Source organism: Gordonia sp. (in: high G+C Gram-positive bacteria), from assembly GCF_047606305.1.
Lineage (GTDB): Bacteria > Actinomycetota > Actinomycetes > Mycobacteriales > Mycobacteriaceae > Gordonia.
Genome location: NZ_JASGER010000011.1, coordinates 65,804 through 92,554 on the forward strand (window position 1 = coordinate 65,804; position 26,751 = coordinate 92,554).

Here is a 26,751-nt window from a genome sequence, read left to right on the forward strand (position 1 = left end):
GCCCCCGATGACCAGCCAGTCCCAGAACCGCGCAACCGTCCGCACCGACACCGCCGCACTCGACGCCGCCAGTGATCTACTGCGCGCGCTGGCCGCGCCGGCCCGCATCGCGATCGTCATGCTGCTCGCCGACGCGCCGCGCTGCGTGCACCAGCTCGTCGACGAACTGGGCCTGAACCAGCCCCAGGTCAGCCAGCACCTGCGCGTGCTGCGCGACCTCGAGCTCGTCGACGGTCGACGCCGCGGTCGCGAGGTCGAATACACCCTCGTCGACGATCACGTCGCCCACATCGTCACCGATTCGATCGTGCACGCCTGCGAGCGCATCGAGGACAACTGCGAGCACGAGGAACCCGCTGTCGCCCCGCGGCCCCGAGCGGTTCCGGCGGTCCGATGAGCGGCCGCGCGGGGCAACCGGTCACCGGCCAGCGCAACACCCGGCAGCGCGTCGCCATCGCCGAGGTGCTGTCGAGCAGTGACGACTTCCGCTCCGCGCAACAGATCCACGACGAACTGGTCGCCCAAGGCGAGTCGATCGGCCTGACCACCGTCTACCGCAACCTGCAGGCGCTGGCCGAGTCCGGGATCGTCGACTCGCTGTGGGACGGATCCGGTGAGACCCGGTACCGCCACTGCTCGTCGTCGCACCACCACCACTTGGTGTGCCGGGCATGCGGGACCACCGTCGAGATCCACGCCGACGAGGTGGAGAGCTGGGCGTCAAAGGTCGCCAAGGCACACGATTTCGCCGACATCAGCCACACCGTGGAGATCTTCGGCACCTGCGCCGATTGCCGGAACTGACTCAGTCCAGATCGTCGGCGAGGGCGGCGCCACCGGAGAGCACGAGGTGCAGGACGGTGAGCAGCGGGATGTCGTCGAGGTCGCCGAGCGGGAACGCATAGGACAGCAGCACGTCGGTGTGCCGGTCCCCCGGATCGGTGCGGCGCAGGGACCCGAAGCTCAATGTCGCGCCGCGCTCGTCGAGCAGATCGCGCAGCCGATCGTCGTTGGTGACCTTGCGGCCGACCAGCTGCGTCACCGACACGATCTGCAGGCCCTCCGACAGCTCGAGCACCCGCACCGAGGCCCGGGTCGTGCCGACGTGCACGAACACCGACTCGCCGTCGGCCTCCTCGACCGCCCCGATCTCCGCGAGCAGACCGGAAAGTCGCTTGAAGTCGCTCACTTGACCCCGCCGAACCGCCGGTCCCGTTCGGCGTACTCCAGGCACGCGGCCCACAGGTCGCGACGGTCGAAGTCGGGGAACAGCTTCTCCTGGAAGACGAACTCGGCGTAGGCGGACTGCCAGAGCAGGAAGTTGGAGAGCCGCTGCTCCCCCGACGGCCGCAGGAACAGGTCGACGTCGGGCATGTCCGGCTCGTCGAGGTAGCGGGCGAAGGTCTTCTCGTTGATCCGCTTGGGGTCGATCTCGCCGCGGGCCACGCGCAGCGCGAGTTCTCGCGCCGCGTCGGCGATCTCCGCGCGCCCGCCGTAGTTGACGCACATCGTCAGCGTCATCACGCTGTTGCCGCGGGTCAGCTCCTCGGCGACCTCGAGCTCGCGGATCACGCTGCGCCACAGCCGCGGTCGCCGGCCGGCCCAGCGGACCCGCACGCCCATCTCGTTCATCTCGTCGCGGCGGCGGCGGATGACGTCGCGGTTGAAGCCCATCAGGAACTTGACCTCTTCGGGGCTGCGCGCCCAGTTCTCGGTTGAGAACGCGTACGCCGACAGCCACTTCACGCCGATCTCGATGCACCCGCAGACCGTGTCCATGAGGACGGCCTCGCCGCGCTTGTGCCCCTCGGTGCGCGGGAGGCCGCGGTCGGTGGCCCAGCGGCCGTTGCCGTCCATCACCAGTGCGACGTGGTTCGGCACGAACTCGGCGGGAATCGCCGGCGGCCGCGCGCCGGAGGGGTGCGGGTCGGGCGGTCGGACGGTACTCACATCGCAACCCTATGGGGATCGCCGCGCTCGATGAGCGGAAGGGTGCGCAGCTGCCGTTCCAGGTGCCACTGCAGGTGGGCGGCGATCAGGCCGCTCGCCTGGCGCAGCATCGAGTCCGGCGCGTCGTCGGTGACATTCCACTGGCCGCGGAACATGGCCTCCATGAGGTCGAGCACGCCCGGCGACGGCAGTGCGGCACCGGCGGGTCGGCAGTGGACGCAGACCGCGCCCCCGGCGGCGACGTGGAAGGCGCGGTGCGGACCGGGGGTGGCACAGCGGGCGCACACGTCCAGCGCCGGCATCCAGCCCGCGCAGTGCATCGCGCGCAGCAGGAAGGCGTCGAGGATCAGCTGGTTGTCGCGGGTCTGCGAGGCCAGGGCCCGCAACGCCCCGACGGTCAGCCGGTGCAGGTCCGGGGCGGGAGCGCGCTCTTCGCCGGCGAGGCGCTCGGCGGTTTCGAGGACCGCGCAAGCCGTGGTGTACCGCGCATAGTCGGCGACGATGGCGTCGGCGAGCGCGTCGATGCTCTGCACCTGGGTGATCGTGTCCAGGTTCCGGCCCGGGTAGAGGCAGATGTCGACGTGGGCGAACGGTTCGAGGCGGGCGCCGAACTTCGAGCGGGTCCGTCGCACCCCTTTGGCCACCGCGCGCACCAACCCGTGCTGACTCGTCAGCAGGGTGATGATGCGGTCGGCCTCGCCCAGCTTGTGCTGGCGCAAGACGACGGCCTCGTCGCGGTAGAACCTCACCGCGTCATTCTGTCACCGATGCGGGGTCACGTTGGGTTGTGACACGGGCGGTTCGGGGTCGTCGTCGGCGGCCTCGTGTCGACCGTGCACCGACGATCCGGCGGGCACCTCGATCAGGGTCACCGACGCGGCCGTGTCGGCGTCGACGAGCTTGGCCAGCCGCGGCGGGACCGACACCGTGTTGGGGCGGCGGAACCAGCCCTTGCCGTCGTAGTACTTGGTGCTCACGATGCCCAACACCAGGCCGAAGACGAGCCCGATCACCGTCATGATCACCGAACGGGTGAGGCCGGAGGCGGGGTCGGCGTCGAAGTAGAGGATCGAGCGCACGCCGTAGTAGACCAGGTGCATCGGCTCGACCGCCGCGATCCACGAGAACAGCCTCGGGCTCGCCTCCAGCGGTACCGTGCCGCCCGACGACGGCAGGCCGAGGATGACGAAGAAGATGAGGTTCATCAGCAGCCCTGGGTTGCCGAAGGCGGCCATCATCGAACTCGCGGTGACGCCGACGGCGAAGATCACCAAGACCGAATACGCCCACAGGATGAAGGCGTTGGGCAACTCGGTGCCCACCAACGAACAGACGAGCAGGAACAGGCCCGACTGCACGACGGCGATGATCAGCATGATCGTCCACTTGGACGCGAGCGTTCCCCAGCGCGAGACCGCGAGTCGGCGCCGCAGCAGGAACAGCGGCCCGAATTCGATCGGCATCTGCCCCAGCTGGGCGTCGACGAGGATCTGCACCATCATCGCCCCGGTGAATCCGGCGAGGACCAGCAGCAGCGTGAAGTAGAACGCGCTGAGCCCGTTGGCGGCGCCGTCCGGGAGCGGGTGCGGCTCGGACACGACGATGTTGACCGGGTGCGACAGCGCGAGCTGGGAGGCACCGGCGATGGTGAAACTGCGTCCGACCTGCGAGCGGACATTGTCCAGCAGCTGCTCGCCGGCCTGCTTGTTGACCTGCTCGCTCATCTCGTCGGCCATGATCGTCGTGACCGACGAGGCGAAGGTGCCCGATCCGCGGTGGATGAACACGTCGATCCGTGGCTGCACCGGCTGGTTCTGCAGCACCGCCGAGCGCGCGAGGCCGAGCATGAGGTTGGTGAAGTTGGCATCGATGGCGATGACGCCGTAGACCTTGCCGGTGTACAGCTTGTCCATCGCGTCGGCGCGGCTCATCGGCTGCAGGACGATGCCCTGTTTGGCGGTCGTCGGGACGAGCTGGTCGGCGATCTGCTTGCCGATGTTCATCTCCGGCTCGCCGGGCGCCACTCGACCGCCGTGGTCCTCGTTGACGAGCGCGACGTGGAAGTCGTGCAGGTTCTCCCGCGTGTTGACGACCGCCCCCATGTAGACGGCCGCCATGAGGCTCATCAGCGCGATGACCACCGCGACCGGGGCGATCCAGAATCTCGGATGCCCGAGCACGTCACCGATCGCCGCGCGCGCCTGCTCGTCGTTCTGCGCATCGGATTCGATCGCCGCCACCGGTCCCCTGCCGCTGCTCATCCGGTCATTCTTGCACCGTGGGCGCGACCCCGGAGCATCGGCGCGGTGATCCGTGACCGGTGTCGCGTTGACCGCCGGTGGACGCTAGAACCCCATCCGGCGCAGCTGCTTGGGATCGCGCTGCCAGTCCTTGGCGACTTTGACGCGCAGGTCGAGGAAGACGCGACAGCCCAGCAGGCGCTCGATCTGCTCGCGCGCCTGCGTGCCGACCGCTTTGAGTCGCGACCCGCGGTGGCCGATGATGATGCCCTTCTGGCTGTCGCGCTCGACGTAGAGGATCGCGTGCACGTCGACGATCGGCGGCTCGGAGTCCTCGCGCGGGATGACCTCGTCGATCACCACGGCCAACGAGTGCGGGAGCTCGTCGCGCACGCCCTCGAGTGCCGCCTCGCGGATGAACTCGGCCATGAGCACCTGCTCGGGCTCGTCGGTGAGCTCGCCGTCGGGGTAGAACGCCGGCCCCGGCTCCATCAGCGACACCAGCAGGTCGACGAGGACGTCGAGCTGCTGTCCGGACTTCGCCGACACGGGGATGACCTCGCTCCTGTCCCCGAGCAACCTGGAGAGCGCGAGCAACTGCTCGGCGACCTTGTCCGGGGTGACCCGGTCGATCTTGGTCACGATGCCGAGGACCGTCGTCGACGGGGCCATGGTGCGCACCTGGTCGATGATCCAGCGATCACCCGGGCCGATCGCCTCGTCGGCGGGAATGCAGATGCACACCACGTCGACCTCGGAGTAGGTGTCGCGCACCAGGTCGTTGAGCCGCTGCCCCAACAGCGTCCGGGGCCGGTGGAGGCCGGGGGTGTCGACGAGGATGAGCTGCGCGTCGGGCCGGTTGACGATGCCGCGGATCGTGTGCCGGGTCGTCTGCGGCCGGTTGGAGGTGATCGCGATCTTTTCGCCGACCAGTGCGTTGGTGAGCGTCGACTTGCCGGTGTTCGGGCGGCCGACGAAGCACACGAACCCGGAGCGGAATTCCTCAGCCATCGATCGGCTCCCCGTGCAGGTCGGTGCGGATGACCGCCGCCGAGTCACTCACCTCGGCCAGCGCCGCCAACCCGAGATCGTCGTCGGCGCCACCGACGAGCACCGCGGCCTCGAAACCGCTCGCCCCGCTGGCGATCGCGGTGGCGACGGCGACCTGCAGCGCGGTCAGCGTCAGCGACGACAACCCGACGGCGGCCCCGGCGTAGGTGCGTCCGTCCAGGTCGCGCACGGCGGCGCCCGACGGGGCCTGGGCGCGCCCCATCGCCCCGCGTGCGAGCGTGACCAGCTTTGCGTCTTCGGCGTCAAGCGGCGCCATCGTCGACCCCCTTCATCGCGGGCTGCTCATCGGCCGGCTCGTCGCCGACCTCCGGCTCCACCTTGCTGACCAGGACGGAGGTTATCCGCTGGCGCCCCTGACGGTTCGGGCCGCCCTCGGCGACCAGGCGCAACCCGCGGTAGACGACCTCGGCCCCCGGCAGCGGCACACGGCCCAGCACGAGGGCGACCAGGCCGCCGACCGTCTCGACGTCGTCCTCGTCGATGTCGAGGCCGAACAACTCGCCGAGGTCCTCCACGGGCAGTCGGGAGGACACGCGGTAGTCGCCGTCGGCCAACTCGGTCACCGGCGCGACCTCGCCGCGGTCGTACTCGTCGGCGATCTCGCCGACGATCTCCTCGAGCACGTCCTCGATCGTCACCAACCCGGCGATGCCGCCGTATTCGTCGACGAGCATCGCCATGTGGTTGCGGGTCCTCTGCATGTCGGCGAGCACGCGGTCGAGCGTCTTGGAGTCCGGGATGAACTGGGCCGGCCGCATGACGTCGGCGACCTGGACCGACGCGGCCAGGCCGGCAATCGCGCGGCTCGTCACGTCCTTGAGGTAGACGATGCCGCGGATGTCGTCGGGGTTCTCCCCGATCACCGGCAGCCGCGAGTGACCCGAGCGGATCGCGAGGCTGGCGGCCTGCGCGGCACTCTTGTCCTGTTCGATCCACACCATCTCCGGCCGCGGCACCATGATTTCGCGCACGTGGGTGTCGGCGAGGTCGATCACCGACTGGATCATCCGCCGCTCGTCGTCCTCCACCACGCCGCGCTCGGTGGCCAGGTCGACGACCTCGCGCAGCTCGATCTCGGTGGCGAACGGACCGTTGCGGAATCCCTTGCCCGGCGTGACCGCGTTACCGATGAGGATGAGCAGACGGGTGAGCGGGGTCAGCAGGATGCCGACCGCCCGCAGCACCGGGGCGCTGATGATGCCCAGCGTGTAGGCGTGCTGGCGACCGAGGGTGCGCGGCCCGACGCCGACGGCCACGAAGGAGACGACCGCCATGACGGCGACCGCCACGACCAGGCCCCACGCCGTGCCCCACATCCGCACCAGCGCAACCGCGGCGAAGGCCGTCGCCGCGGTCTCGCAGATGACGCGCAGGAAGACGACGAGGGCGACATAGGTCGACCGCTGCTCCAGCACCGCTTGCAGGCGGCGCGCACCGGGCCGACCCTGGCTGACCAGGTCGGCGACGCGGGCGGGCGAGGCGGTCGTGAGCGCGGCGTCGAGGGCGGCGAACAGTCCGCCAACCGGCGTGAGTGCGGCCGCCACGATCAGGAAGACCGCTTCGGAGGACATCGGCTAGCTCTCGTCCTCGGCGAATCCGATCTTGCGGAGGAGATCGTCGTCGCGCTGCGCCTGTCGTGCGGAGTGGTCGCGGAGCCGGCGGTCGTCGTACCACTCGCCGAGGATGGCGGCCTGCAGGCCGAACATTTCGCGCTCCTCCTCCGGCTCGGCGTGGTCATAGCCGAGCAGGTGCAGCACGCCGTGCACCGTGAGGACGGCCATCTCATGCTCGAAGGAGTGGTGGGCCTCCTTGGCCTGTGCGGCGGCGAACTCGGGGCACAACACGATGTCGCCGAGCGTGGCCGGGCCGGGCTCGGCGGCGTCGGGCCGACCGGCGCCGGGGGTGAGCTCGTCCATCGGGAAGCTCATCACGTCGGTGGGGCCGGGCAGGTCCATCCACTTCATGTGCAGGTCGGCCATCGTGTCGAGGTCGACGAAGATCACCGACAGTTCGGCACCGGGGTGCACGTCCATCCGGGCGATCGCGAACTTCGCGGCGTCGAGCACGAGGTCGGTGGGGACGTCGACGCCGGACTCGTTGGCCAGCTCGATGCTCACCGGCGGCGCTCCCGTCCGGCGCGCCGCTCGGCCCGGTTGCCGCCGCCGTTCTCGTCGCGGTCGTAGGCGTCGACGATGTTCGCGACCAGGCGGTGGCGCACCACGTCGGCGCTGGTGAGCCGCGCGAAGTGGATGTCGTCGATGCCCTCGAGGATGCGGGTGGCCGCGTTCAGGCCGCTCTCGGCACCGCCGGGCAGGTCGACCTGGGTGACATCGCCGGTCACCACGACCTTCGAGCCGAAGCCCAGCCGGGTGAGGAACATCTTCATCTGCTCACCGGTGGTGTTCTGCGCCTCGTCGAGGATGATGAACGAATCATTCAGGGTTCTTCCCCGCATATACGCCAGCGGCGCCACCTCGATGACTCCGGCGGCCATGAGCTTGGGGATCGCCTCGGGATCCATCATGTCGTGCAGCGCGTCGTAGAGCGGTCGCAGGTACGGGTCGATCTTCTCGCTCAGCGTGCCCGGCAGGAATCCGAGGCGCTCCCCCGCCTCGACGGCCGGTCGCGTCAAGATGATGCGGGTGACCTCCTTGGCCTGCAGCGCGGCGACCGCCTTGGCCATCGCCAGATAGGTCTTGCCGGTGCCGGCCGGGCCGAGCCCGAAGACGATGGTGTTCTCGTCGATCGCGTCGACGTAGCGCTTCTGGTTGAGCGTCTTGGGCCGGATGGTCTTGCCGCGCCGGGAGATGATGTCCAGGCTCAGCACCTGCGCGGGCGACTCGGCGGTCGGGTCGGCGAGCATCGCCACCGAGCGGCGCACCGCGTCGGGGGTCAGCGGCGCGCCCTTGCCGACGACGTCGAGCAGTTCGGCGACGACCCGGTCGGCGGTCGCGACGTCGGCGGGGGTGCCGGACAGGGTGATGCGGTTGCCGCGCGCATGGATGTCGGCGTCGAGCAGCTCCTCGAGGACCCGCAGGTTCACATCGCCGGTGCCGAGCAAACCGATGATCCGCTCAGGTGCGACCTCCACCACCGTTTCGGCGTGCGGTTGATCGGCTTGCGTCACGTGCGACATCACTCCTTCAGTGCGTGTTCAGACCAGTGTATCCGCGCGCGGCAGCCACCGGCGCCGGGAGCGCGAGCGAGCGGGCCGAATCGTCAAATGCCCAGCATGCGCAGGGTCTGGCGGGTGCAGGCGCTGCGCGGGTCGACGAAGGCGTCGTGGCCCTCACCGGGCACGACCACCAATTCGGCCGATTGTCCTCGCGCGGTGACCGCCTCGACGTAGCGATGGCTGGACTCGACGGGGACGGCGGCGTCGTCCCCGGCGTGGATGGCGATGACGTGCGCGTCGAACACCGGTGCCTCGATCGGCGAAGCCTGCGCGTAGAGGTCGGGGATCTCGTCGTAGGGCGCGCCCATCAGGTTGCGCGGCGTGGGCCGGTGCCGCGCCTGCGGGTGGGTGAGGTCCAGGACGGCCGACTGCGGGACGACGCGGGTGAGACGGGTGCGCTCGGTGCGCGCACCGAGTTTGGCGGCCGCCCAGACCGCGAGCAGGCCCCCGGCGGAGTGGCCGACGACAGCCGTGTCGTCGAAACCGATCCGTGCGACGAGGTCCGCCGGCAAGGCCGCGGGCACGAGGTCGTCGAGCGCCCTCAGCGCGGCCACCGCGTCGGCGCCCGTCCCGGGCCATCCGCCGCCGTCCTCCTCGACGCGCCGGTATTCGACGTTCCACACCGCGGCGCCCCGATCGGCGAGCAGGCGGGCAACGGCCGTTTCAATGGTGAGCGCGAACCGCGTGGAGAAGAACCCTCCGTGGATGAGCACGACCAGCGGTACGCGTTCACCCGCCGACATCGGTTCATACAGGTGGCCGAACTGTGATTCGTGAGCGCCGTAGGCGATCTTGTGGCGTTTCAGGACCGGCCCCCGGGGAGATCCCAGCGGTCGGTCAACACACCGAGGGCACCGAGTGCGACCGCCCCGGCGGTCGAGGTCCGCAACACCTGGGGACCGAGCACACACACCTGTGCACCCAGCGCCGCGAGATCGGCCAGCTCCTCGTCCGACAGCCCTCCCTCGGGGCCGACGACGAGCACGACGCCCGGCGCCGACCGGAAGTCAATCCCCCCGAAGGCATCCCGACCGCTCTCGTGCAGCGCGACCACCCGTCCACCGCCGTCGAGGACGTCGGCACAGCGGGCGCGCACATCGGTCATCGACGCCAGGTCGGTGACCTCGGGGATCCACGCCCGCCGACTCTGCTTGGCCGCGGCCGCCGCGGTGGCCCGCCACTTGGCGACGCCCTTGTCCGCCTTCGACCCGACCCAGCGGGCGACGCTGCGCGAGGACTGCCACGGCACGATGACGTCGACGCCCGCCTCGGTCGCCAGCTCGACGACCAGCTCCGAGCGCTCCGACTTCGGCAGGGCCTGGACCAGCGTGACCTGCGGCTTGGGCCGGTCGACGAAGCGGTACTCCAGTGCCCGCGCGCGCAACGCGTCTTTGCCCCGGGTGCCGACGACCTCACAGGTCGCCGACGCGCCGCGACCGTCGCCGAGCAGGATCGTCTCCCCCGCTCCGATGCGCGTGACCGTCACCGCGTGGCGCCCCTCCGGGCCGGACAGCTCCGCCTCGGTCCCCGCGGCCGGCACCTCGTCGACCCAGAACAGCGGCGGGCTCATGCGTCAGCGCCCGGCGAACGCGTTGCGCAGCCGCGAGAACAGTCCGCTGCTGGTGCCCGTCGAGTTGGCCGACGCCAGCTCGATGGTCTCGCCGGAATGCTCGCGGTACTCCTTGAGGAGTTCGGTGGTGCGGGCGTCGAGCCGGGTGGGGACGCTGACCTCCAGGTGTGCATGGAGATTGCCGCGCACACCGTTGTTGACGTGCGGCATGCCGTGTCCGCGGATGGTCACGATCTGCCCCGGCTGGGTGCCCGCGGGGATCGTGATGTCGATCTTCTCGCCGTCGAGGATCCCGTCGATCGTCAGCTCGCCGCCGAGCGCGGCGTCGGCGAAGGGGACGTTGACCGTGACGTGCAGGTCCTCCTTGTCGCGCACGAAGACCTCGTGGCGCTTCTCCTTGATCTCGACGTAGAGGTCGCCGGCAGCACCGCCGCCGGGACCCACCTCGCCCTGGCCGGACAGCCGCACCCGCATCCCCGCCTCGACGCCGGCCGGGATCTTGACGGTCACCGTGCGGCGCGTCCGGACGCGGCCGTCGCCGCCGCACTTGTGGCACGGATCGGGGATGACCTCGCCGGTGCCGCCGCACGTCGGGCACTGGCGCACGGTCATCACCTGGCCGAGGAAGGAGCGCTGGACGGCCTGGATCTCACCGGCTCCGTGACAGGTCTCGCAGGCGACGGGCTTCGAATCGCCGTTGGTCCCCGAGCCGGAGCACGAGTCGCACAGGATCGCCGTGTCGACGGTGATCTCCTTGTTGACCCCGGATGCGCACTCGGCCAGGTCGAGGGTCGTGTGCACCAACGCCGGCTCGCCCGGCTGGACGCGGCTGCGCGGACCACGACCGCTGCCGAAGCCGGTGCCGCCGAAGCTCCCGCCGCCGAAGAACTGCTCGAAGATGTCGCCCAGTCCGCCGCCGGCGAAGCCGCCGCCACCGGGGCCGCCGAGCGGATCGCCACCGGCGTCGACGATGCGTCGCTTCTCCGGGTCGCTGAGCACCTCGTAGGCGGTCGTGACCTCCTTGAAGCGGTCCTCTTCGTCCGGATTCAGGTCCGGGTGCAGTTCACGCGCGAGCCGGCGGTAGGCGCGCTTGATCTCCTGGTCGCTCGCCCCCGGCGAGACGCCCAGTGTTCCGTAGTAGTCACGTGCCACTTTGTTGCTTCTATCCTCGATCGATTTGTGGCGCTCGGCGTCGCGAACCCGGTCGGGCTCAGCGCTCGGCCAGCACCTCTCCAACGTACTTGGCGACCGCGGCCACCGATGCAATGGTGCTGGGGTAGTCCATCCGGGTGGGCCCCAGGACGCCGAGGCTGCCGAACACCGTGCCGCTCGCGCCATACGCGGTGGACACCACCGAGGCGCCGCGCAGACTGTCGCTGCGGGTCTCACGACCGATCTGCACCGTCACCTGATCGGTCTTCTGGGTGTTCGCCAGCAGTTTGAGCACGACGACCTGCTCCTCGAGGGCTTCCAGGACCGAGTCCATGCCGCCCAGGTCGGCAGAGAAGTCCGAGGCGGCGCGCGCGAGGTTCGACGTCCCGCCGAGCACCAGCTTGTCCTCGTCCCGCTCGACCAGGGTCTCCACGAGCACCGCCGCCACGGCGATCACCAGGTCCGACATCGCCGGCGGTGCGGTGTTCGCGACCTCGGCGACGGCCGCCGACGCCTCTGCCAGTCGCTTGCCGTGCAGCGCCCCGGAGAACGCGTCCCGCAGGCCGGCGACCTCGTCGTCGGAGATGTCGCGGCTGAGCGCGACCATCCGCTGCTCGACGCGGCCGCTGTCGGTGATCACCACCAGCAGCAGGCGCGACGGGGTCAACGCCACGATCTCCAGGTGGCGCACCGTCGCCGACGACAGCACCGGGTACTGGATCACCGCGACCTGCCGGGTCAGCTCGGCGAGGAGTTTGACCGAACGGCGCAGGACGTCGTCGAGGTCGACGCTGGAGTCCAGGACCGACATGATCGCCCGGCGCTCGGCCGACGAGAGCGGCTTGATCTCGCTGATCCGGTCGACGAAGAGGCGGTACCCCTTGTCGGTGGGGACTCGCCCGGAGCTGGTGTGCGGCTGGGCGATGTATCCCTCGGCCTCGAGCACCGCCATGTCGTTGCGGACCGTCGCGCTGGAGACGCCCAGCTTGTGCTTCTCGACCAGTGCCTTCGACCCGATCGGCTCCTGGGACGAGACGTAGTCGGTGACGATGGCGCGCAGGACCTCGAAGCGGCGGTCGTCGGTGGACGTCATCGGTAAGTCTCCTCCCCGCAATCGAGCGTGCAATATGGTGGTTGACAACCATATTAGGCGCGAACGGCGGGGCAATGATCTTCAAGGCGGTGCTGGACGGGAAGCCCTATCCCGAGCACAACCTCGCCCCCCGCGATTGGGCGAAGATTCCGCCGCGACAGTTCCGCCTCGACCAGCTGACGACGGTCACCAGCGTGCTGGCCCTCGACAAGCTCCTGTCCGAGGACTCGACCTTCTACGGCGACCTGTTCTCGCACGTCGTGAAGTGGCGCGGCGAGGTCTACCTGGAAGACGGACTGCACCGCGCGGTGCGCAGCGCCCTGCGGAATCGGCCGATCATCCACGCCCGCCTCCTCGACCTGGACGCCGTCGACCATCCCTCCGAGCACCAGGCCGTCCGACCTTCCGTCGCGCGCCACCGCGCACAGTAGCCGGCCGCCGCGTGGCGATCGTCCTCGCGCGTTGACGATTGCGCCCGCGCGACGACATTCCGCTCGCGGGACGTCAGTCGACGAGGATCTGACGGATCACCCCGTCGGCCAGCAGGCGCCCCGCATCGGTCAGCACATACGCGTCGCCGACGACCTGCAGCAGCCGGTCGGCAACGGCGGTGTCGGCCCGCGCCCGCTCACCGTCGTCGAGTTCGGACACCGGCAGCCCCGAGCGCATCCGCAAGCGCAGCATGACGGCCTCGGTGTGGGCGTCGTCGGCGTCGACGACTTCGAATCCGTCGCCCGGCCAGCACCCGTCGGCCAAGGCGGAGGCGTAGGTCGACGGGTGCTTGCGGTTCCACCACCGCGCGCCGTTGACGTGCGAGTGGGCGCCGGGGCCGACGCCCCACCAATCGTCGCTGCGCCAATACGCCTCGTTGTGCCGGCAGGCCCCGTCGTCCCCGCGCGCCCAGTTGGACACCTCGTACCAGTCGAAGCCGGCGTCGGACAGTCGCGCGTCGATGCGCTCGTACCGGGAGGCCAGCACGTCGTCGTCGGGCGCGGCCAGCTCTCCCCGTCGAACCTTGCGTGCGAAGGCCGTGCCGTCCTCGACGATCAGCGCATACGCCGAGACGTGGTCGACCGGGGCGCTCAACACCGCGTCGAGTGTCGCGTCGAGGTCGGCGTCGGTCTCCCCCGGCGTGCCGTAGATGACGTCGAGGTTCACGTGCTCGAAGCCGGCGGATGCCGCCTCGCGCGCCGCCGCCACCGCCCGACCGGGCGTGTGCGTGCGCTCGAGCACGGCCAGCACGTGTGCCGCCGCCGACTGCATGCCCAGCGACACGCGGGTGTATCCGGCGGCGCGGATCGCCTCGAAGAACTCCGGCGACGTGGACTCGGGATTGGACTCGGTGGTGACCTCGGCGCCCGGCACGAGATCGAACTCGGTGCGCACCGCGTCGAGCAGATCCGCCAACCCGTTGCCGCCGAGCAACGACGGCGTGCCCCCGCCGACGAAGACCGTCGTCACCGGGCGCGGGCCCAGCAACCGGGCAGCGCCGGCGAGTTCGCGGCGCACCGCCGCGAGCCAGGACTGCGGCGAGGACGACGAGCCGAGCTCCCCCGCGGTGTAGGTGTTGAAGTCGCAGTAGCCGCAGCGGGTCGCGCAGAACGGCACGTGCAGGTACAGCCCGAGACCGTCGTCGTGCGAGGCGCCCGCGAGTCGACCGGCGACGGCGTCGGGCAGGGTGCGCCACGTCAGGGCTGCCGGGCTGGTCATCACTCCATCATCCCGCACTCGCGAGAATGTGCTTTCTCTCACCGTGATTAAAAGTCTTCCCAAGTAGACGCGGTGCGGTCCAGCATGGCACTATGGGTCTCGTGACTACACGAGGACTGCGCCTGATCCAGCGGCGCCATATCGACCTCATGCGCTGCGACAGCGCATCCTGTATGCGCTAGCCGGTTTCGGCCAGCGAGTAGTCCCCTTCTCGGTCGCGCGGCGCAGCGCACCGAATCCCGGATGCCGAATCCGAGTTCACCATTCATGCCAGCCCCATGAACGCTGCGCGCAGCGATGCCCGCGCGAGGAGAATCCATGACGCTCACCACCCCCGAGTCCGTCGGCGACGACGTCGGCAAGACTCCCGCCCGCCGCGAACGGCCGGCTCGGCCCGCCGGCGGGGATGTCCCGGCCCGTCGGCCGCGGCCGAAGAAGACGCGCGCCGAGGGCCAGTGGGCCCTGGGCTACCGCGAGCCGCTCAACCCCAACGAGCAGTCCAAGAAGGACGACAACCCGCTCAACGTGCGGGCGCGCATCGAGAACATCTACTCGAAGGTCGGCTTCGACGGCATCGACAAGGCCGACCTGCGCGGCCGCTTCCGGTGGATGGGCCTCTACACCCAGCGCGCCGAGGGCTACGACGGCACGCACACCCACGACGACAACATCGACTATCTCGAGGCCCCGTACTTCATGATGCGGGTGCGCACCGACGGTGGGAAGCTCAATCTCGCCCAGGTCCGCACCCTCGCCGGCATCTCGCGCGACTTCGCGCGCGGCACCGCCGACATCACTGATCGGGAGAACCTCCAATACCATTGGATCGAGATCGAGAACGTCCCGGAGATCTGGCGCCGCCTCGAAGAGGTCGGCCTGGAGACCATCGAGGCCTGTGGCGACTGCCCGCGCGGCATGCTCGGCTCCCCCCTCGCCGGCCTGTCGGTGGACGAGGTGGTCGATGCTTCTCCGGCCCTCGCCGAGATCAAGAAGCGCTACATCGGCAACCCCGAATACTCGAACCTGCCGCGCAAGTTCAAGACCGCGATTTCGGGCCTGCAGGACGTCGTGCACGAGATCAACGACGTCTCCTTCGTGGGCGTCGAGCACCCCGAGCACGGCCCCGGCTTCGACCTCTGGGTCGGCGGCGGCCTCTCGACCAACCCGATGCTCGCCCAGCGCCTGGGCGTGTGGGTGCCGCTCGACGAGGTTCCCGACGTGTGGGAGGCCGTCGTCGCCGTCTTCCGCGACTACGGCTACCGCCGCTTGCGCTCCAAGGCGCGGCTGAAGTTCCTGCTCAAGGACTGGGGCGTGGAGAAGTTCCGCCAGGTCCTCGAGGACGAGTACCTGAAGCGCAAGCTCGTCGACGGTCCCGCGCCGATTCCACCCAAGCACCCGATCGACCACGTCGGTGTAACCCGTTTGAAGAACGGCCTCAACGCCGTCGGCTTCTCCGCGGTGTCCGGGCGGCTCTCCGCCGACATCCTCGACGCCGTCGCCGATGCCGCAGAGGCCGCCGGCGCCGACAGCGTCCGCTTCACGCCGTACCAGAAGCTGGTCGTCGTCAACGTCCCCGACGACAAGGTCGCCGGGCTCGACGAGGCGCTGGAGGCGGTCGGACTCACCTCGCGGCCGTCGCGCTGGCGCCGCAACCTGATCGCCTGCACCGGCCTGGAGTACTGCAAGCTCTCGTTCACCGAGACCCGCAGCCGCAGCCAGGCGCTGGTGCCGGAGATGGAGACGCGGCTGGCCGAGCTGAACGAGCAGCTCGACGTGCCGATCACCATCAACTTCAACGGTTGCCCGAACTCCTGCGCACGCGTGCAGGTCGCCGACATCGGCCTCAAGGGGCAGCTGATCGACGACGGCAACGGCACCCCGGTGGAGGGCTTCCAGGTCCACCTCGGCGGCGCCCTCGGCTTCGACAGCGGGTTCGGCCGCAAGCTGCGCCAGCACAAAATCTACGCCGACGAGGCGACCACCTACATCGAGCGGGTGGTCCGCAACTTCATCGCCGGGCGCCACGAGGGCGAGCGTTTCGCCGAGTGGGCGGCCCGCGCCGACGACGCCGAGCTGCAGTAGGGAGGGACCGATGACTACGACGCTGGACACCGACCGGTTGCGGACCGTCGCCGAGCGCGGCGCGGCCGACCTCGGTCCCGACGCCACCGCCGAGGACCTGCTGCGCTGGACCGCCCAGACCTTCGGCGACGACTTCATCATCGCCGCGAACATGCAGGACGCGGTGCTGATCGACGTCGCCGACAAGGCCATCGACGCCGACCTGCGGGCCGGCCACAAGTTGAAGGTCCTGTTCCTGGACACCGGCTACCACTTCGCCGAGACGATTGGCACGCGCGACGCCGTCACGCAGGTCTACGACCTGGACCTGGTGAACGTGACGCCCGAGCAGACGGTCGCCGAGCAGGACGAACTGCTGGGCAAGGACCTGTTCGCGCGCGACCCCGGCGAGTGCTGCCGGCTGCGCAAGGTCGTGCCGCTGAAGGCGTCGCTGCAGGGGTATTCGGCCTGGGTGACGGGCATCCGCCGCGTCGAGGCGCCGACCCGCGCCAACGCGCCGCTCATCTCCTTCGACGAGGGCTTCGGGCTGGTGAAGATCAATCCGCTCGCCGCGTGGTCGGACGAGGAATTCCAGAACTACATCGAGACCCACGGGGTCCTGGTGAATCCGCTGGTCGACGAGGGCTACCCCTCGATCGGGTGCGCACCCTGCACCGCCAAGCCAGCAGTCGGAGCCGATCCGCGCAGCGGCCGTTGGGCCGGGCGCGCCAAGACAGAATGCGGGTTGCACGTCTCATGAGCATCGATACCCAGAGCACGCCCCTCCTGCGCGACGACCGGGAGTTCGACACCCTCGACGCGCTCGAGTCCGAGTCGATCCACATCTTCCGTGAGGTCGCCGGCGAGTTCGAGCGCCCGGTGATCCTGTTCTCCGGCGGCAAGGACTCCACACTGCTGCTGCACCTGGCGCTCAAGGCCTTCTGGCCGGCGCCGCTGCCGTTCGCGCTGCTGCACGTCGACACCGGCCACAACCTGCCGGAGATCATCAGGTTCCGCGACGAGATCGTCGAGCGGCACAACCTGCGGCTACACGTCGCCAGCGTCGAGGAGTACCTGGCCGACGGCCGCCTCACCGAGCGCCCGGACGGCATCCGCAACCCGCTGCAGACGATCCCCCTGCTCGACGCCATCACCGAGAACCGCTTCGACGCGGTCTTCGGCGGTGCCCGTCGCGACGAGGAGCGCGCCCGCGCCAAGGAACGGGTCTTCTCGCTGCGCAACGCCTTCGGCCAGTGGGATCCGAAGCGCCAGCGCCCCGAGCTGTGGAACCTCTACAACGGCCGCCACGCCCCCGGCGAGCACGTCCGCGTCTTCCCGCTGAGCAACTGGACCGAGTTGGACGTGTGGCGCTACATCGCCCGCGAACAGGTGCTGCTCGCGCCGCTGTACTACGCGCACCAGCGCGAGGTGTTCCAGCGCGACGGCATGTGGATGACCTCGGGTCCGTGGGGAGGCCCGCGCGACGGCGAGACGGTCGAGACCAAGTCGGTCCGCTACCGCACCGTCGGCGACGGCTCGACCACCGGCGCGGTGCTCTCCGACGCCGCCGACAACGAGGCCGTGCTGGCCGAGGTCGCCACGTCGCGGCTGACCGAGCGCGGCGCCACCCGCGGCGACGACCGCGTCTCCGAGGCGGCCATGGAAGACCGCAAGCGAGAGGGATATTTCTGATGAAGCATTCTCCCGACCTGCTGCGCATCGCGACCGCGGGCAGCGTCGACGACGGCAAGTCCACCCTCGTCGGCCGCCTGCTCTATGACACGAAATCGGTGCTGGCCGACCAGATCGAGGCGGTCAACCGGGCGTCGGAGGCACGCGGCCTGGAGGGCCCCGACCTGTCGCTGCTCGTCGACGGACTGCGCGCCGAGCGCGAGCAGGGCATCACCATCGACGTCGCCTACCGCTACTTCGCGACCGGTGAGCGCTCCTTCGTGCTCGCCGACACCCCCGGCCACGTGCAGTACACCCGCAACACGGTGTCCGGTGCGTCGACGGCCCAGCTGGTGATCCTGCTGGTCGACGCCCGCAACGGCGTCGTCGCGCAGACCCGCCGCCACGCCGCCGTCATGGCGCTGCTGGGCGTGCCGCAGCTCGTGTTGGCGGTCAACAAGATCGACCTGGTCGACGAACCGGCCGAGGCTTTCGCTCAGATCACCGCCGACTTCGCCGAGCTGACCCGCTCGCTCGGCTGGACCGACGAGCAGGTCCTGGCGATCCCGGTGTCGGCGCTGCACGGCGACAACATCGCCTCGCGCTCGGAGCGGACGCCCTACTACGACGGCCCCACGCTGATCGAGCACCTGGAGACCGTGCCGAACATCCACGAGCGGACCGGCGACCCGGTCGGCCTGCGCTTCCCGGTGCAGTACGTGATCCGTCCGCGCACCGCCGAGTTCCCCGACTACCGGGGCTACGCGGGGCAGATCGCCGCCGGTTCGGTGTCGGCGGGCGACGAGGTCGTCATCCTGCCGTCGGGCACCCGTACGACGGTCGAGGCCATCGACACCGCCGACGGCCAACTGCCGACCGCCAACGCCGGGCACAGCGTCACGCTGCTTCTGGCCGACGACGTCGACGTCTCGAGGGGTGACGTCATCGCCGCGGCCACCGATGCGCCGGAGCCGGTGCAGCAGTTCACCGCCACGGTGTGCTGGCTGGGCGACAAGCCGCTGCGCCCGGGGGCGCGGCTGCTGCTCAAGCACGGCACCCGCACCACGCAGGCGATCGTCGGTTCCCTGGACGTCCTCTTCGACGAACAGGAACTCGCGCTGGTCGAGTCGCCGGAGTCGTTGGAGCTCAACCAGATCGGGCGGATCGCGGTGCAGACCGCCGAGCCGATCATCGCCGACGACTACAGCCACAGCCGTGAGTCGGGCAGCTTCCTGCTGATCGATCCGGCGGGCGGCAACACGCTGGCCGCCGGCCTCGTCGGCGATGCCCTCGAGCAGCTGCACCTGGAACCGACGCCGGCGTGAGCATCCTGCTCGTCGCGCACGGCAGCCGGGATCCCCGGTTCGCCGCGACACTGTCGCAGATCCGCGACGCGGTGGGGACCGCGCTGCCGGATCGGCACGTCGGGCTGGGCTACCTCGACCTGACCGAGCCGCTCGTCGGCACCGCTCTCGACGCGATCGCCGCCGACGGCGACCACGTGACGGTCGTGCCACTGCTACTCGGCGACGGCTACCACTCGCGCTTCGACCTGCCGGTCCTGCTCGAGGCCGCGCGAAGCCGATGGCCCGCTCTGACCGTCGAGCAGACGCCGGTGCTGGGCTCGGTCAGCCTTGTCGACGCGTTGGACGACCGACTGCGCGAGGCCGGATCGGGCGACGGGATCGTGATGTACGCGGTCGGGTCGTCCGATGAGCACTCCGACGACGCCGCCCGACGTCGCGGCACCGAGCTGGCCCGCGCGACGGGGCTTCCGGTGGAGGTCGTGTTCGCGACCAAGCTGGGCCCGCAGGCCCGTGAGCTGCGGTGCGCGCTGGCCCGGCTGCGCGCGACCGGCGCCGACCGCATCGTCGGTCTCCCCTACTTCCTGTCTCCCGGGCTGCTCACCGAGCGCGTCGAGCGACTACTGCACGTACTCGCCCCCGGGTGCGCGATCGCCGCACCGCTGGGTGATCACCCAGCGGTCGTCGAGGCGATCTGCGAGACCGCCGTCGCCCGAGTCGGCGAGGCGCTGGTCCGCCGCTGACTACACCTCGAAGCCGGCGACCTTGGTCGCGCGGGCGTATACCGTCTCGCCCGGCTGCAGGTGCAGGGCGTTCTGGTCGCCGCGGGTGATCTGCGCGGCGAACTCCTCGCCGTTGGCGGCCGACACCAGCTCCACGCGGGTCTCGAAACCCAGGTTGACCACGCGTCGCACGGTCGCCTTCACGACGCCGGTGTCCAGGTCGGCGTCGCCGCCGGGCAGCGCGATCTCCGGGTTGCGGCCGATGCGGATGTCGTGCGGTCGGACCAGCTCGCCGTTGACCCGCACCGTCGAGCCGAGGAAGGACGCGACGAACGGGTTCGCCGGGCGGTCGTAGAGGTCGTCGGGCGAGCCGACCTGCTCGATCCGCCCGGCGTTGAGCACGGCGATGCGGTCGGAGACGTCGAGAGCCTCGGACTGGTCGTGGGTCACCAGCACGGTGGTCACGTGGACCTCGTCGTGCAGCCGGCGCAACCATTTGCGCAGGTCCTCGCGGACCTTCGCGTCGAGGGCGCCGAACGGCTCGTCGAGCAGTAGGACCTTGGGGTCCACCGCCAACGACCGGGCCAGGGCCATGCGCTGGCGCTGGCCGCCGGACAGCTGCGACGGGAAGCGCTTCTGCACGAACTCGAGGCCGACGATCTCCAGCAGCTCGTCGACCTTCTTGTCGATCTCCGCCTTCGGGCGCTTGCGGATCTTGAGGCCGAACGCGATGTTGTCGCGCACGTTGAGGTGCTTGAACGCGGCATAGTGCTGGAACACGAAGCCGATGTCGCGCTTCTGGGGCGACTGCTCGGTGACGTCGGAGCCGTTGATGAGCACCGTCCCCGAGTCGAGCGAGTCCAGGCCCGCGATGGCGCGCAGCAACGTCGACTTGCCCGAGCCCGACGGGCCGAGCAGCGACGTCAGCGATCCCTCCGGGATGTCGATCGACACGTTGTCGAGGGCCGCGAAATCGCCGTACCTCTTGTTGGCCCCGATTACCGAGATGGACATGTCACACGCCTTCCTTGTGGTGCGCGAGCTGGGGGTCGGCCGATGCCGGGCCGTCGGGCACGTCGAGCGTCTCGACCGAGCCGCTCGCGTCGGCGTGGCGATTGCGCACGCGCCGTTCGATGAGCGTCATCGCGACCAGGACGAGGATCGCCACCAGCATCAGCAGGGTGGCCGCCGCATAGGCGCCGAACTCGTTGTAGTCGTCGGTGTAGCGGGAGTGGACCAGCAGCGTCAGCGTCTGCGAGATGCCCGGGTAGTTCGACGACACCATTGTGACGGCGCCGTATTCGCCGAGCGCGCGGGCGATGGTGAGCACGACGCCGTAGGTCAGGCCCCATCGGATCGCGGGCAGCGTGATCCGGCTGAAGGTCTGCCACCCGTTGGCGCCGAGTGTCGCGGCGGCCTGCTCCTGCTCGGTGCCGATCTCGCGCAGCACCGGCTCGACCTCGCGCACGACGAACGGCAGCGTCACGAACAGCGTCGCGAGGACCAAGCCGGGGAACCCGAAGATCACCTTGAACCCCAGGCCCTCGATTCCGCCGAACCAGCCGCCGTGTCCCCACAGCAGGATCAGGGCGACACCGGCGACCACCGGGGACACCGCGAACGGAAGGTCCACGACCGACTGCAACAGCCCCTTCCCCGGGAAGTTCCCACGGGTGAGGGCCAGCGCGGTCGCGACGCCGAAGACCACGTTGAGGGGCACGACGATCACCACGATCAGCAGGCTCAGCTGCAGCGCGGAGATGGCCGCGGGCGTGGTGATCCACTCCCAGAACTGTCCGAGACCGTGTTGGAAGGAGCGGTAGAAGATCAACGCGACGGGCACGACGAGCAGCACGAACAGATAGAGCAGTGCGACCGTCCGCAAGGCGTGGCGGGTGAGCGGGGAAACCTTCATCGGTCGTCGTCCTCCCGTACCGATTGGCGCCGCCCGACGACCCGCAGCACCAGCAGGACCAGGAACGCGATGAGCAGCAGCACCACCGAGATCGCCGCCGCGTTGACCGGCTCGTCGATCTCGATCTGCTGCTGGATGTACTGGGAGGCCACCTGCGTCTGGCCGGGGATGTTGCCGCCGATGAGCACGACCGACCCGAATTCGCCGATCGCACGGGTGAACGCCAGGCCGGCGCCGGTCAGGATGGCCGGCAGCAGCGCCGGGAGCACGACCTTGGTGAACGTCACCCGGTTGCTCGCGCCGAGCACGGCCGCGGCCTCCTCGACGTCGGTGTCGAGCTCGAGCAGCACCGGCTGCACCTGGCGCACGACGAACGGCAGCGTGACGAAGGTCAGCGCGATCACCAGCGCCGGGCGCGTCGCGTTGAGGTGGATGTCCACCGGCGAGTTCGGCCCGTACAGCGACAGCAACACCAGGCTGGCGACGATGGTCGGGAGCGCGAACGGAAGGTCGATGATGGCGTTGACGAACCCCTTGCCGGGAAACTCGTCCCGCACCAGGACCCACGCGATCAGCGTGCCGAAGACGACGTTGAGCAGCGCGACGACCACCGAGACCCCGACGGTGATGGCGAGAGCGTCGATCGCGTTCCGCTCGGTGACCGCACTCCAGAAGCCGCTCCAGCCGCCGCCGAAGGACTGCACGGCGATGGCCGCCAACGGCAGCAGCACGATGATGCTCAGCCACAACCACGCGACACCGACGCCCAGCGGCGACACGCCCCGGAAGGTCTGGGCCCGGCCGAGGAAGCCGCGCGGCGCCTCGGCGTCGTGGGCGGTGCCGGCGGTCATTTGCCGCCTCCGTTGCCGTAGATCTCGGTGATCGCACCCTTGGCGCCGAAGAGCGCACCGTCGACGGCCTTCCACCCGGTCAGGTCCTTGCCGTCGTTCTCGGCCGCCGTCCCCCGACCCAGCACCTTGCCGAGTTCGGCGATGGTCCACAGTCGTTCGATGTGACCGGGAAATTGACCGGCGGTCTCGGCGATGACCGCGTCGTCGACGGGGCGGAAGCCCGCCTGCGCCCAGAGTCGCTGCGCCGGCGCGGTGAACAGGAAGTCGACGAAGGCGCGGGCCGCCGTCGGGTCGTCGCTCGTCGTGGTCACCGCGACCGGGTTCTCGATCTTGAAGGTCTGCGGCGGCAGGACGTAGTCGACCTGCTGCGCCGGCTTGGCCGTCGCATTCGCGCGGTCGAGCATGATCGCCTCGTTCTCGTAGCTGATCAGCACGTCTCCCTGCCCCTGCTCGAAGGCGGTGGTGGCCTCGCGCCCGGATTTGGGCTGCACGGTGATGTGGTTGCGGACGAGGCGGCCGATGTAGTCCAGGCCGGCCTGCGCGTCGCGACCGCCGTCGCTCTTGGCGGCGAACGGCGCCAGCAGGTTCCACTTGGCCGACCCGGAACTGCCCGGGTTGGGGGTGATCACTTGCACGCCCGGCTTGAGCAGGTCGTCCCAGTCGTGGATGTTCTTCGGGTTTCCCTTGCGGACGACCAGCGCGACGACCGACCCGAACGGCGTGCTGTTGTTCGGCGCGCGACTCTTCCAGTCCTCGTCGACGACGCCCTCCTTGACCAGACGCGTGACATCGGGTTCGACGGAGAAGTTGACGACGTCGGCGGGCACCCGGCGGGCGACCTTGCGCGACTGGTCGCCCGAGGCCCCGTAGCTCTGGGAGAAGCCGACCCCGCGACCGGCGTCGGTGGCGCGGAAGGCGGGGATCACCTTGTCGAAGCCCGGCTTGGGAACCGCATACGCGACCAGCTTCAGATGACGGCTGCCCGAGGAGATGTCCGCGCCGCCGGGCTCGTCGGTCGATCCCCCGCCGCACGCGGTGGCTCCCAACACGACAGCGGCGGCGGTCACCAGTGCGAGCGCCGCGCGGCGTCGAAGATTCGTCCTCACCGGCTCAACGTAGCAAGGCGCGGACACCCGGACGTGCCGGCTTCCAGCGGTGCTGCGGGCGACGGCGCGCCGTGCTAGTTCAGCACCACCCAGGCCACGATGACCAGGACCAGCAGGCCCAGCAGGGCCCAGGTGACGGGCGATCGCTTCATGACGGGGACTCCGCTTTCTCATCGTCCGGTGCGACGACGGGTTCGGACGTCGCGGGATCTCGATCGGCCACCGCGGGGCGATGGCCGTTGAACTGGGCTTTTCCCCACGAGGACAGCGCGTCGCCGACCTTTGCGGCGAGGCCGGTGACGAACTCGATGACCACGGACAGGATCATCGCGGCGACGACGGCCAGCGGCACGACGACGATCAGGACGACGACCAGCTGCGGCACGAACGGGAGCCGGATGAGCCAGGCCTCGACGCCGTCCCACCAGGACAAGAACCCGGACACCGACTCACCTTCTTACGATCACCCTGAATTAAACGCCCCGCGACCGGCGGGGCCACCAGCGAGCATAGTCGCCGCCGGTGGCCCACCGGTCTCGAGCGGCTCAGAGGTAGGTGCCGATCGGCACCGCGGCCACGTAGTCGCGGGCGCCGATCACCTCGAGCATCGTCGACGTCGTGAGTGCCTCGCCGCCGGTGAGCACGGCACGGCGGACGGCCTCGACGACGTCGGCGCCGCTGCGCCCGGCCGGGAAGGCCGCCGCGACCCGTGCCACGTCGACGACGGCCGCCGGCAGTGCGGCGAGCCTCTCGGCCAGGATCGCGGCGACCGCCGCATCGGTCGGCGGCTCGATCTCCACGATGGAGTCGAAGCGCGCCGCACGGGTGGCGGCGTGATCGATCGCCTTCGGGTCGTTCGTGGTCGCGATCGTCAGGACGCGGTCCAATTTGTCGGCCCCGTCCAGGGCCGCCAGCAGTGCGCCCAGCGCCCCGTCGTTGCCATCACCGCGACGACGGATGTGCAGGTCGACGTCGTCGAGCAGGACGACCATCGGACCGAGTTCGTCGGCCACCTGGTAGAGCTCGGCGATGCCGTGGGCCATCGTCGACGGATCCGCCACCACGACGGTGAACTCACCGGCCAGCTCACCCATGACCGCACGCGCCACGGCGGTCTTGCCGACGCCGGGCGGCCCGGCCAGCATGAGCCCGCGGCTGGTCGACAACCCGGCGGTGCGCAGGGCCTCGTAGCGCGACGTCACCGCGGCGATCGCCAGGTCCACCTCGCGCCACACGGCGCCGGGCACCTGAACGCGGTCGCGCGGGGCGGTGATGTCGTCGAGCACCGTGAACGACAGGCCGTCGCCGTAGGAGGCGCGGACCACGCGGCCGCGGAACGGGCTGCGCTCGGCGATGGCACGGGACAACCGACTCACCGCGTTGCGCGCCGACTCGTCGCGCCCGGCGGGCGCGAACACGCGCACGCGGTTGCGGTGGTAGCCGGGGTGCGCGGTGATCGAAACGGCCAACGGGCCGTCGCCGAACGGGTTGTCCGGGCCGAAGGCGAAGGTCGCGTCGCTCGGGATCGAGTACTCGTCGTCACCGATCGTGTGCTGTACCCACTGCGGCGGATCGTCGTCCTCGTCGGGGCCGATGACCGCGTCATATTCGGCCGCCAGGTCGGCGACGACCAGGCCGGCGGCGACGATCATCGACGGGCCCAGGCGCAGGTAGTGCGACGCCAAGCCACGACGCCCGTGCGTGTGGCCCGGGGTGCCGACGTGTTCGTCGAGGAAGCGGTCGAGCGTCATCTTGGGGTCGCCGACGGTGCCGCCGAGAACGGCGGCGAGCACTTCGATGGTGCGTCGCACCGCCTGGCTCTCGCCGGCGGTGATCTCGTCAAGTGTCGGGGCGCCCATGGCGTCCTCCGCTTCCTTTGTCGTGTGTCGGGTGTGCCCGGATTCGAGCAGCGGCCCAGCCTCGCACAGCACTCGCCGGCGTGACAAAGGGTTTTCGGGTCAGGCCAGTCCGCGGCGGCGCAGCAGAGGCGCGACGTCCGCATCGCCGCCGATCAGGGCGCGGTGGGCGGCGAGCGGGTCGACGCTGTCCCCCTTGGACAAGATGGTGTCGGCGAACCGCCGGCCCAGGTCCCGACTCAGCCCACCGTTGGCGTCGAACCACTCGCGCGTCGCCGCGTCGAGCACCTCGGACCAGATGTAGGCGTAATAGGCCGACGAGTAGCCGCCGGCGAAGACGTGGTTGAAGTACGGGCTCCGGTACCGCGGCGGGATGCTCGCATTGTCCGCCCCGGCACGCGCGAGTGACTCGGCCTCGACCGCGGGCCAGATGCCCGGTGTGTTCGCCAGGTCGAGGTCGGCGAGCTGCTGCGCGGTCATCCGATGCCAGCCGAGGTCGACGACCGCAGCGCCCAGATACTCGACGGTGGCGTGTGCCGGCTCCGTCCCCGAGGTGGCGCGCACCTGGTCGATCAGCTCAACCGGTGCCGGCTCCCCGGTTTCGACGTGGCGCGCGTAGTTGGCGACGACGTCGGGGTGCAGGGCCCAGTGCTCGTTGACCTGGGAGGGGAATTCGACGAAGTCGCGCGGCACCGACGTCCCCGACTGGGAGACGAAGCGGACGTCGGACAGCAGGCCGTGCAGCGCGTGACCGAACTCGTGGAACAGCGTGGTGAGCTGATCGACGCTCAGCAGCGTCGGCTGCCCGTCGGCCGGCTTGGGGATGTTCAGGACGTTGACGACCACCGGCTTGGTCCCCTGCTCGCGGGACTGGTCGACGAAGGAGGTCATCCAGGCGCCGCCGCGCTTGGTCGGACGGGCGTAGTAGTCCCCCAGGTACAGCCCGACGCCCTCGCCGGCCTCGTCGAAGACCTCGAACACCCGCACGTCCGGGTGATAGCCGCGCAGGTCGTCGCGCTCGACGAAATCGAGCCCGTACAACGCCCCGGCGGCGTGGAAGACCCCGTCGCGCAGGACGCGGTCCAGCTCGCAGTACTGCGCGTAGCCCTCGATGTCGGCGGCCGCCTGCGACCGCTGGTGGCGGGCCAGCCAGTACGTGTAGTCGGAGGGGGCGACCGGTCCGCCGGCGAGCGCGCGCAGGGCCTCCTCCTCGGCGGCCGCCGCGGGCCGGACCGCCGCGGCGACCTGCGACAGCAGGGCTTCCACGGCGTCTACGCCGGGGGCGGTCTCCTCGTCGATGACGA

The 26,751-nt window shown here is 70.0% G+C and carries 28 protein-coding genes and 1 pseudogene; 8 read left to right on the forward strand and 21 right to left on the reverse strand.

All coding sequences use genetic code 11. The features are described 5' to 3' along the window. The first annotated feature begins 7 nt into the window (after positions 1–7). Entirely contained in the window at positions 8–397 is a 390-nt protein-coding gene (locus QM634_RS02035; protein ID WP_415041104.1) for an ArsR/SmtB family transcription factor, read from the forward strand. After that, on the forward strand, positions 394–804 hold the full coding sequence (locus QM634_RS02040; RefSeq protein ID WP_415041105.1) for a Fur family transcriptional regulator: 411 nt from the start codon (positions 394–396) through the stop codon (positions 802–804). The genes QM634_RS02035 and QM634_RS02040 overlap by 4 nt, the downstream gene beginning before the upstream one ends. 1 nt (position 805) lies before the next feature. Here the strand turns inward: QM634_RS02040 and QM634_RS02045 are convergent, their stop codons facing one another. The 13 genes from QM634_RS02045 to hrcA all read right to left on the reverse strand — a co-directional run bounded on the left by QM634_RS02045 (position 806) and on the right by hrcA (position 12,251). Next, positions 806–1,189: a hypothetical protein gene (locus tag QM634_RS02045; RefSeq protein ID WP_415041106.1), complete on the reverse strand. Its 384-nt coding sequence runs from the start codon at positions 1,187–1,189 to the stop codon at positions 806–808. Then, the gene (locus QM634_RS02050; RefSeq protein ID WP_415041107.1) at positions 1,186–1,950 is read right to left on the reverse strand and encodes an isoprenyl transferase; all 765 of its coding nucleotides are present in this window, start codon (positions 1,948–1,950) and stop codon (positions 1,186–1,188) included. The genes QM634_RS02045 and QM634_RS02050 overlap by 4 nt, the downstream gene beginning before the upstream one ends. Further along, positions 1,947–2,699, reverse strand: a complete 753-nt coding sequence (gene recO / locus QM634_RS02055; protein WP_415041108.1) for a DNA repair protein RecO — start codon at positions 2,697–2,699, stop codon at positions 1,947–1,949. The genes QM634_RS02050 and recO overlap by 4 nt, the downstream gene beginning before the upstream one ends. Positions 2,700–2,711: 12 nt before the next feature. Then, positions 2,712–4,211, reverse strand: a complete 1,500-nt coding sequence (locus QM634_RS02060) for a YhgE/Pip domain-containing protein (protein ID WP_415041109.1) — start codon at positions 4,209–4,211, stop codon at positions 2,712–2,714. An 84-nt stretch (positions 4,212–4,295) separates the two neighbouring features. After that, positions 4,296–5,201 (reverse strand): GTPase Era, encoded by a 906-nt coding sequence (era, locus tag QM634_RS02065; protein WP_415041110.1) that lies wholly within the window; start codon positions 5,199–5,201, stop codon positions 4,296–4,298. Beyond that, complete coding sequence (locus tag QM634_RS02070; RefSeq protein ID WP_415041111.1) at positions 5,194–5,517, reverse strand: cytidine deaminase; 324 nt, start codon at positions 5,515–5,517, stop codon at positions 5,194–5,196. The genes era and QM634_RS02070 overlap by 8 nt, the downstream gene beginning before the upstream one ends. Then, the gene (locus tag QM634_RS02075; protein ID WP_415041112.1) at positions 5,504–6,832 is read right to left on the reverse strand and encodes a hemolysin family protein; all 1,329 of its coding nucleotides are present in this window, start codon (positions 6,830–6,832) and stop codon (positions 5,504–5,506) included. Before QM634_RS02075 ends, QM634_RS02070 begins: the two co-directional genes overlap by 14 nt. 3 nt (positions 6,833–6,835) lie before the next feature. Further along, the gene (gene ybeY, locus QM634_RS02080) at positions 6,836–7,378 is read right to left on the reverse strand and encodes an rRNA maturation RNase YbeY (RefSeq protein ID WP_415041113.1); all 543 of its coding nucleotides are present in this window, start codon (positions 7,376–7,378) and stop codon (positions 6,836–6,838) included. Beyond that, complete coding sequence (locus QM634_RS02085) at positions 7,375–8,397, reverse strand: PhoH family protein (protein WP_415041114.1); 1,023 nt, start codon at positions 8,395–8,397, stop codon at positions 7,375–7,377. The genes ybeY and QM634_RS02085 overlap by 4 nt, the downstream gene beginning before the upstream one ends. Before the next feature lie 83 nt (positions 8,398–8,480). Further along, entirely contained in the window at positions 8,481–9,242 is a 762-nt protein-coding gene (locus QM634_RS02090; protein ID WP_415041135.1) for an alpha/beta hydrolase family protein, read from the reverse strand. After that, positions 9,239–10,006 carry a 16S rRNA (uracil(1498)-N(3))-methyltransferase gene (locus QM634_RS02095; protein WP_415041115.1) on the reverse strand — a complete coding sequence of 256 codons (768 nt, stop codon included), beginning with the start codon at positions 10,004–10,006 and terminating at the stop codon, positions 9,239–9,241. The genes QM634_RS02090 and QM634_RS02095 overlap by 4 nt, the downstream gene beginning before the upstream one ends. A 3-nt stretch (positions 10,007–10,009) precedes the next feature. Further along, entirely contained in the window at positions 10,010–11,158 is a 1,149-nt protein-coding gene (dnaJ, locus tag QM634_RS02100) for a molecular chaperone DnaJ (protein WP_415041116.1), read from the reverse strand. 58 nt (positions 11,159–11,216) lie between these two features. Next, positions 11,217–12,251: a heat-inducible transcriptional repressor HrcA gene (gene hrcA / locus QM634_RS02105; protein ID WP_415041117.1), complete on the reverse strand. Its 1,035-nt coding sequence runs from the start codon at positions 12,249–12,251 to the stop codon at positions 11,217–11,219. Between the two features lie 74 nt (positions 12,252–12,325). Here hrcA and QM634_RS02110 point away from each other — a divergent pair. Then, positions 12,326–12,625 (forward strand): annotated as a pseudogene (locus QM634_RS02110) (type II toxin-antitoxin system VapB family antitoxin); the annotation flags it as partial. Positions 12,626–12,755: 130 nt separating this feature from the next. Here QM634_RS02110 and hemW read toward each other — a convergent pair. Next, positions 12,756–13,961, reverse strand: a complete 1,206-nt coding sequence (gene hemW / locus QM634_RS02115) for a radical SAM family heme chaperone HemW (protein WP_415041118.1) — start codon at positions 13,959–13,961, stop codon at positions 12,756–12,758. Between the two features lie 318 nt (positions 13,962–14,279). Here hemW and QM634_RS02120 point away from each other — a divergent pair, with 318 nt between their 5' ends. The 5 genes from QM634_RS02120 to QM634_RS02140 are packed head-to-tail and all read left to right on the forward strand — an operon-like array spanning position 14,280 to position 19,740. Next, the gene (locus QM634_RS02120; RefSeq protein WP_415041119.1) at positions 14,280–16,043 is read left to right on the forward strand and encodes a nitrite/sulfite reductase; all 1,764 of its coding nucleotides are present in this window, start codon (positions 14,280–14,282) and stop codon (positions 16,041–16,043) included. Positions 16,044–16,053: 10 nt separating this feature from the next. Further along, a complete protein-coding gene (locus QM634_RS02125) occupies positions 16,054–16,782 on the forward strand; it encodes a phosphoadenylyl-sulfate reductase (RefSeq protein WP_415041120.1) in 729 nt (242 codons plus the stop codon). Further along, a complete protein-coding gene (cysD, locus tag QM634_RS02130; protein ID WP_415041121.1) occupies positions 16,779–17,714 on the forward strand; it encodes a sulfate adenylyltransferase subunit CysD in 936 nt (311 codons plus the stop codon). The genes QM634_RS02125 and cysD overlap by 4 nt, the downstream gene beginning before the upstream one ends. Beyond that, complete coding sequence (locus tag QM634_RS02135; RefSeq protein WP_415041122.1) at positions 17,714–19,018, forward strand: sulfate adenylyltransferase subunit 1; 1,305 nt, start codon at positions 17,714–17,716, stop codon at positions 19,016–19,018. Before cysD ends, QM634_RS02135 begins: the two co-directional genes overlap by 1 nt. After that, entirely contained in the window at positions 19,015–19,740 is a 726-nt protein-coding gene (locus tag QM634_RS02140; protein ID WP_415041123.1) for a sirohydrochlorin chelatase, read from the forward strand. The genes QM634_RS02135 and QM634_RS02140 overlap by 4 nt, the downstream gene beginning before the upstream one ends. Here QM634_RS02140 and QM634_RS02145 read toward each other — a convergent pair whose 3' ends face one another. The 7 genes from QM634_RS02145 to QM634_RS02175 form a co-directional block, all read right to left on the reverse strand. Continuing rightward, positions 19,741–20,733: a sulfate/molybdate ABC transporter ATP-binding protein gene (locus QM634_RS02145; protein ID WP_415041124.1), complete on the reverse strand. Its 993-nt coding sequence runs from the start codon at positions 20,731–20,733 to the stop codon at positions 19,741–19,743. Position 20,734: 1 nt separating this feature from the next. Beyond that, the gene (gene cysW / locus QM634_RS02150) at positions 20,735–21,634 is read right to left on the reverse strand and encodes a sulfate ABC transporter permease subunit CysW (protein WP_415041125.1); all 900 of its coding nucleotides are present in this window, start codon (positions 21,632–21,634) and stop codon (positions 20,735–20,737) included. After that, positions 21,631–22,485, reverse strand: coding sequence for a sulfate ABC transporter permease subunit CysT (cysT, locus tag QM634_RS02155; protein WP_415041126.1), 855 nt, complete (start codon positions 22,483–22,485; stop codon positions 21,631–21,633). The genes cysW and cysT overlap by 4 nt, the downstream gene beginning before the upstream one ends. Next, on the reverse strand, positions 22,482–23,555 hold the full coding sequence (locus tag QM634_RS02160; protein WP_415041136.1) for a sulfate ABC transporter substrate-binding protein: 1,074 nt from the start codon (positions 23,553–23,555) through the stop codon (positions 22,482–22,484). Before QM634_RS02160 ends, cysT begins: the two co-directional genes overlap by 4 nt. A gap of 184 nt (positions 23,556–23,739) precedes the next feature. Continuing rightward, a complete protein-coding gene (locus tag QM634_RS02165; protein WP_415041127.1) occupies positions 23,740–24,036 on the reverse strand; it encodes a hypothetical protein in 297 nt (98 codons plus the stop codon). 100 nt (positions 24,037–24,136) lie between these two features. Continuing rightward, positions 24,137–25,450 (reverse strand): AAA family ATPase, encoded by a 1,314-nt coding sequence (locus tag QM634_RS02170; RefSeq protein WP_415041128.1) that lies wholly within the window; start codon positions 25,448–25,450, stop codon positions 24,137–24,139. 99 nt (positions 25,451–25,549) lie between these two features. Then, positions 25,550–26,751 (reverse strand): M3 family metallopeptidase (locus tag QM634_RS02175; RefSeq protein ID WP_415041129.1); only part of this gene is annotated, 1,202 nt, incomplete at its 5' end.

Bases quoted from the DNA above. Each gene is read 5' to 3' on its own strand.
- hemW (WP_415041118.1), bottom strand. From the start codon at position 13,961: ATGACCAGCCCGGCAGCCCTGACGTGGCGCACCCTGCCCGACGCCGTC.
- QM634_RS02040 (WP_415041105.1), top strand. From the start codon at position 394: ATGAGCGGCCGCGCGGGGCAACCGGTCACCGGCCAGCGCAACACCCGG.
- QM634_RS02060 (WP_415041109.1), bottom strand. From the start codon at position 4,211: ATGAGCAGCGGCAGGGGACCGGTGGCGGCGATCGAATCCGATGCGCAG.
- QM634_RS02170 (WP_415041128.1), bottom strand. From the start codon at position 25,450: ATGGGCGCCCCGACACTTGACGAGATCACCGCCGGCGAGAGCCAGGCG.
- cysW (WP_415041125.1), bottom strand. From the start codon at position 21,634: ATGAAGGTTTCCCCGCTCACCCGCCACGCCTTGCGGACGGTCGCACTG.
- QM634_RS02070 (WP_415041111.1), bottom strand. From the start codon at position 5,517: ATGGCGCCGCTTGACGCCGAAGACGCAAAGCTGGTCACGCTCGCACGC.
- cysT (WP_415041126.1), bottom strand. From the start codon at position 22,485: ATGACCGCCGGCACCGCCCACGACGCCGAGGCGCCGCGCGGCTTCCTC.
- QM634_RS02125 (WP_415041120.1), top strand. From the start codon at position 16,054: ATGACTACGACGCTGGACACCGACCGGTTGCGGACCGTCGCCGAGCGC.
- era (WP_415041110.1), bottom strand. From the start codon at position 5,201: ATGGCTGAGGAATTCCGCTCCGGGTTCGTGTGCTTCGTCGGCCGCCCG.
- QM634_RS02095 (WP_415041115.1), bottom strand. From the start codon at position 10,006: ATGAGCCCGCCGCTGTTCTGGGTCGACGAGGTGCCGGCCGCGGGGACC.
- QM634_RS02075 (WP_415041112.1), bottom strand. From the start codon at position 6,832: ATGTCCTCCGAAGCGGTCTTCCTGATCGTGGCGGCCGCACTCACGCCG.
- QM634_RS02120 (WP_415041119.1), top strand. From the start codon at position 14,280: ATGACGCTCACCACCCCCGAGTCCGTCGGCGACGACGTCGGCAAGACT.
- hrcA (WP_415041117.1), bottom strand. From the start codon at position 12,251: ATGACGTCCACCGACGACCGCCGCTTCGAGGTCCTGCGCGCCATCGTC.
- QM634_RS02035 (WP_415041104.1), top strand. From the start codon at position 8: ATGACCAGCCAGTCCCAGAACCGCGCAACCGTCCGCACCGACACCGCC.
- QM634_RS02145 (WP_415041124.1), bottom strand. From the start codon at position 20,733: ATGTCCATCTCGGTAATCGGGGCCAACAAGAGGTACGGCGATTTCGCG.
- cysD (WP_415041121.1), top strand. From the start codon at position 16,779: ATGAGCATCGATACCCAGAGCACGCCCCTCCTGCGCGACGACCGGGAG.
- QM634_RS02135 (WP_415041122.1), top strand. From the start codon at position 17,714: ATGAAGCATTCTCCCGACCTGCTGCGCATCGCGACCGCGGGCAGCGTC.
- QM634_RS02085 (WP_415041114.1), bottom strand. From the start codon at position 8,397: ATGTCGCACGTGACGCAAGCCGATCAACCGCACGCCGAAACGGTGGTG.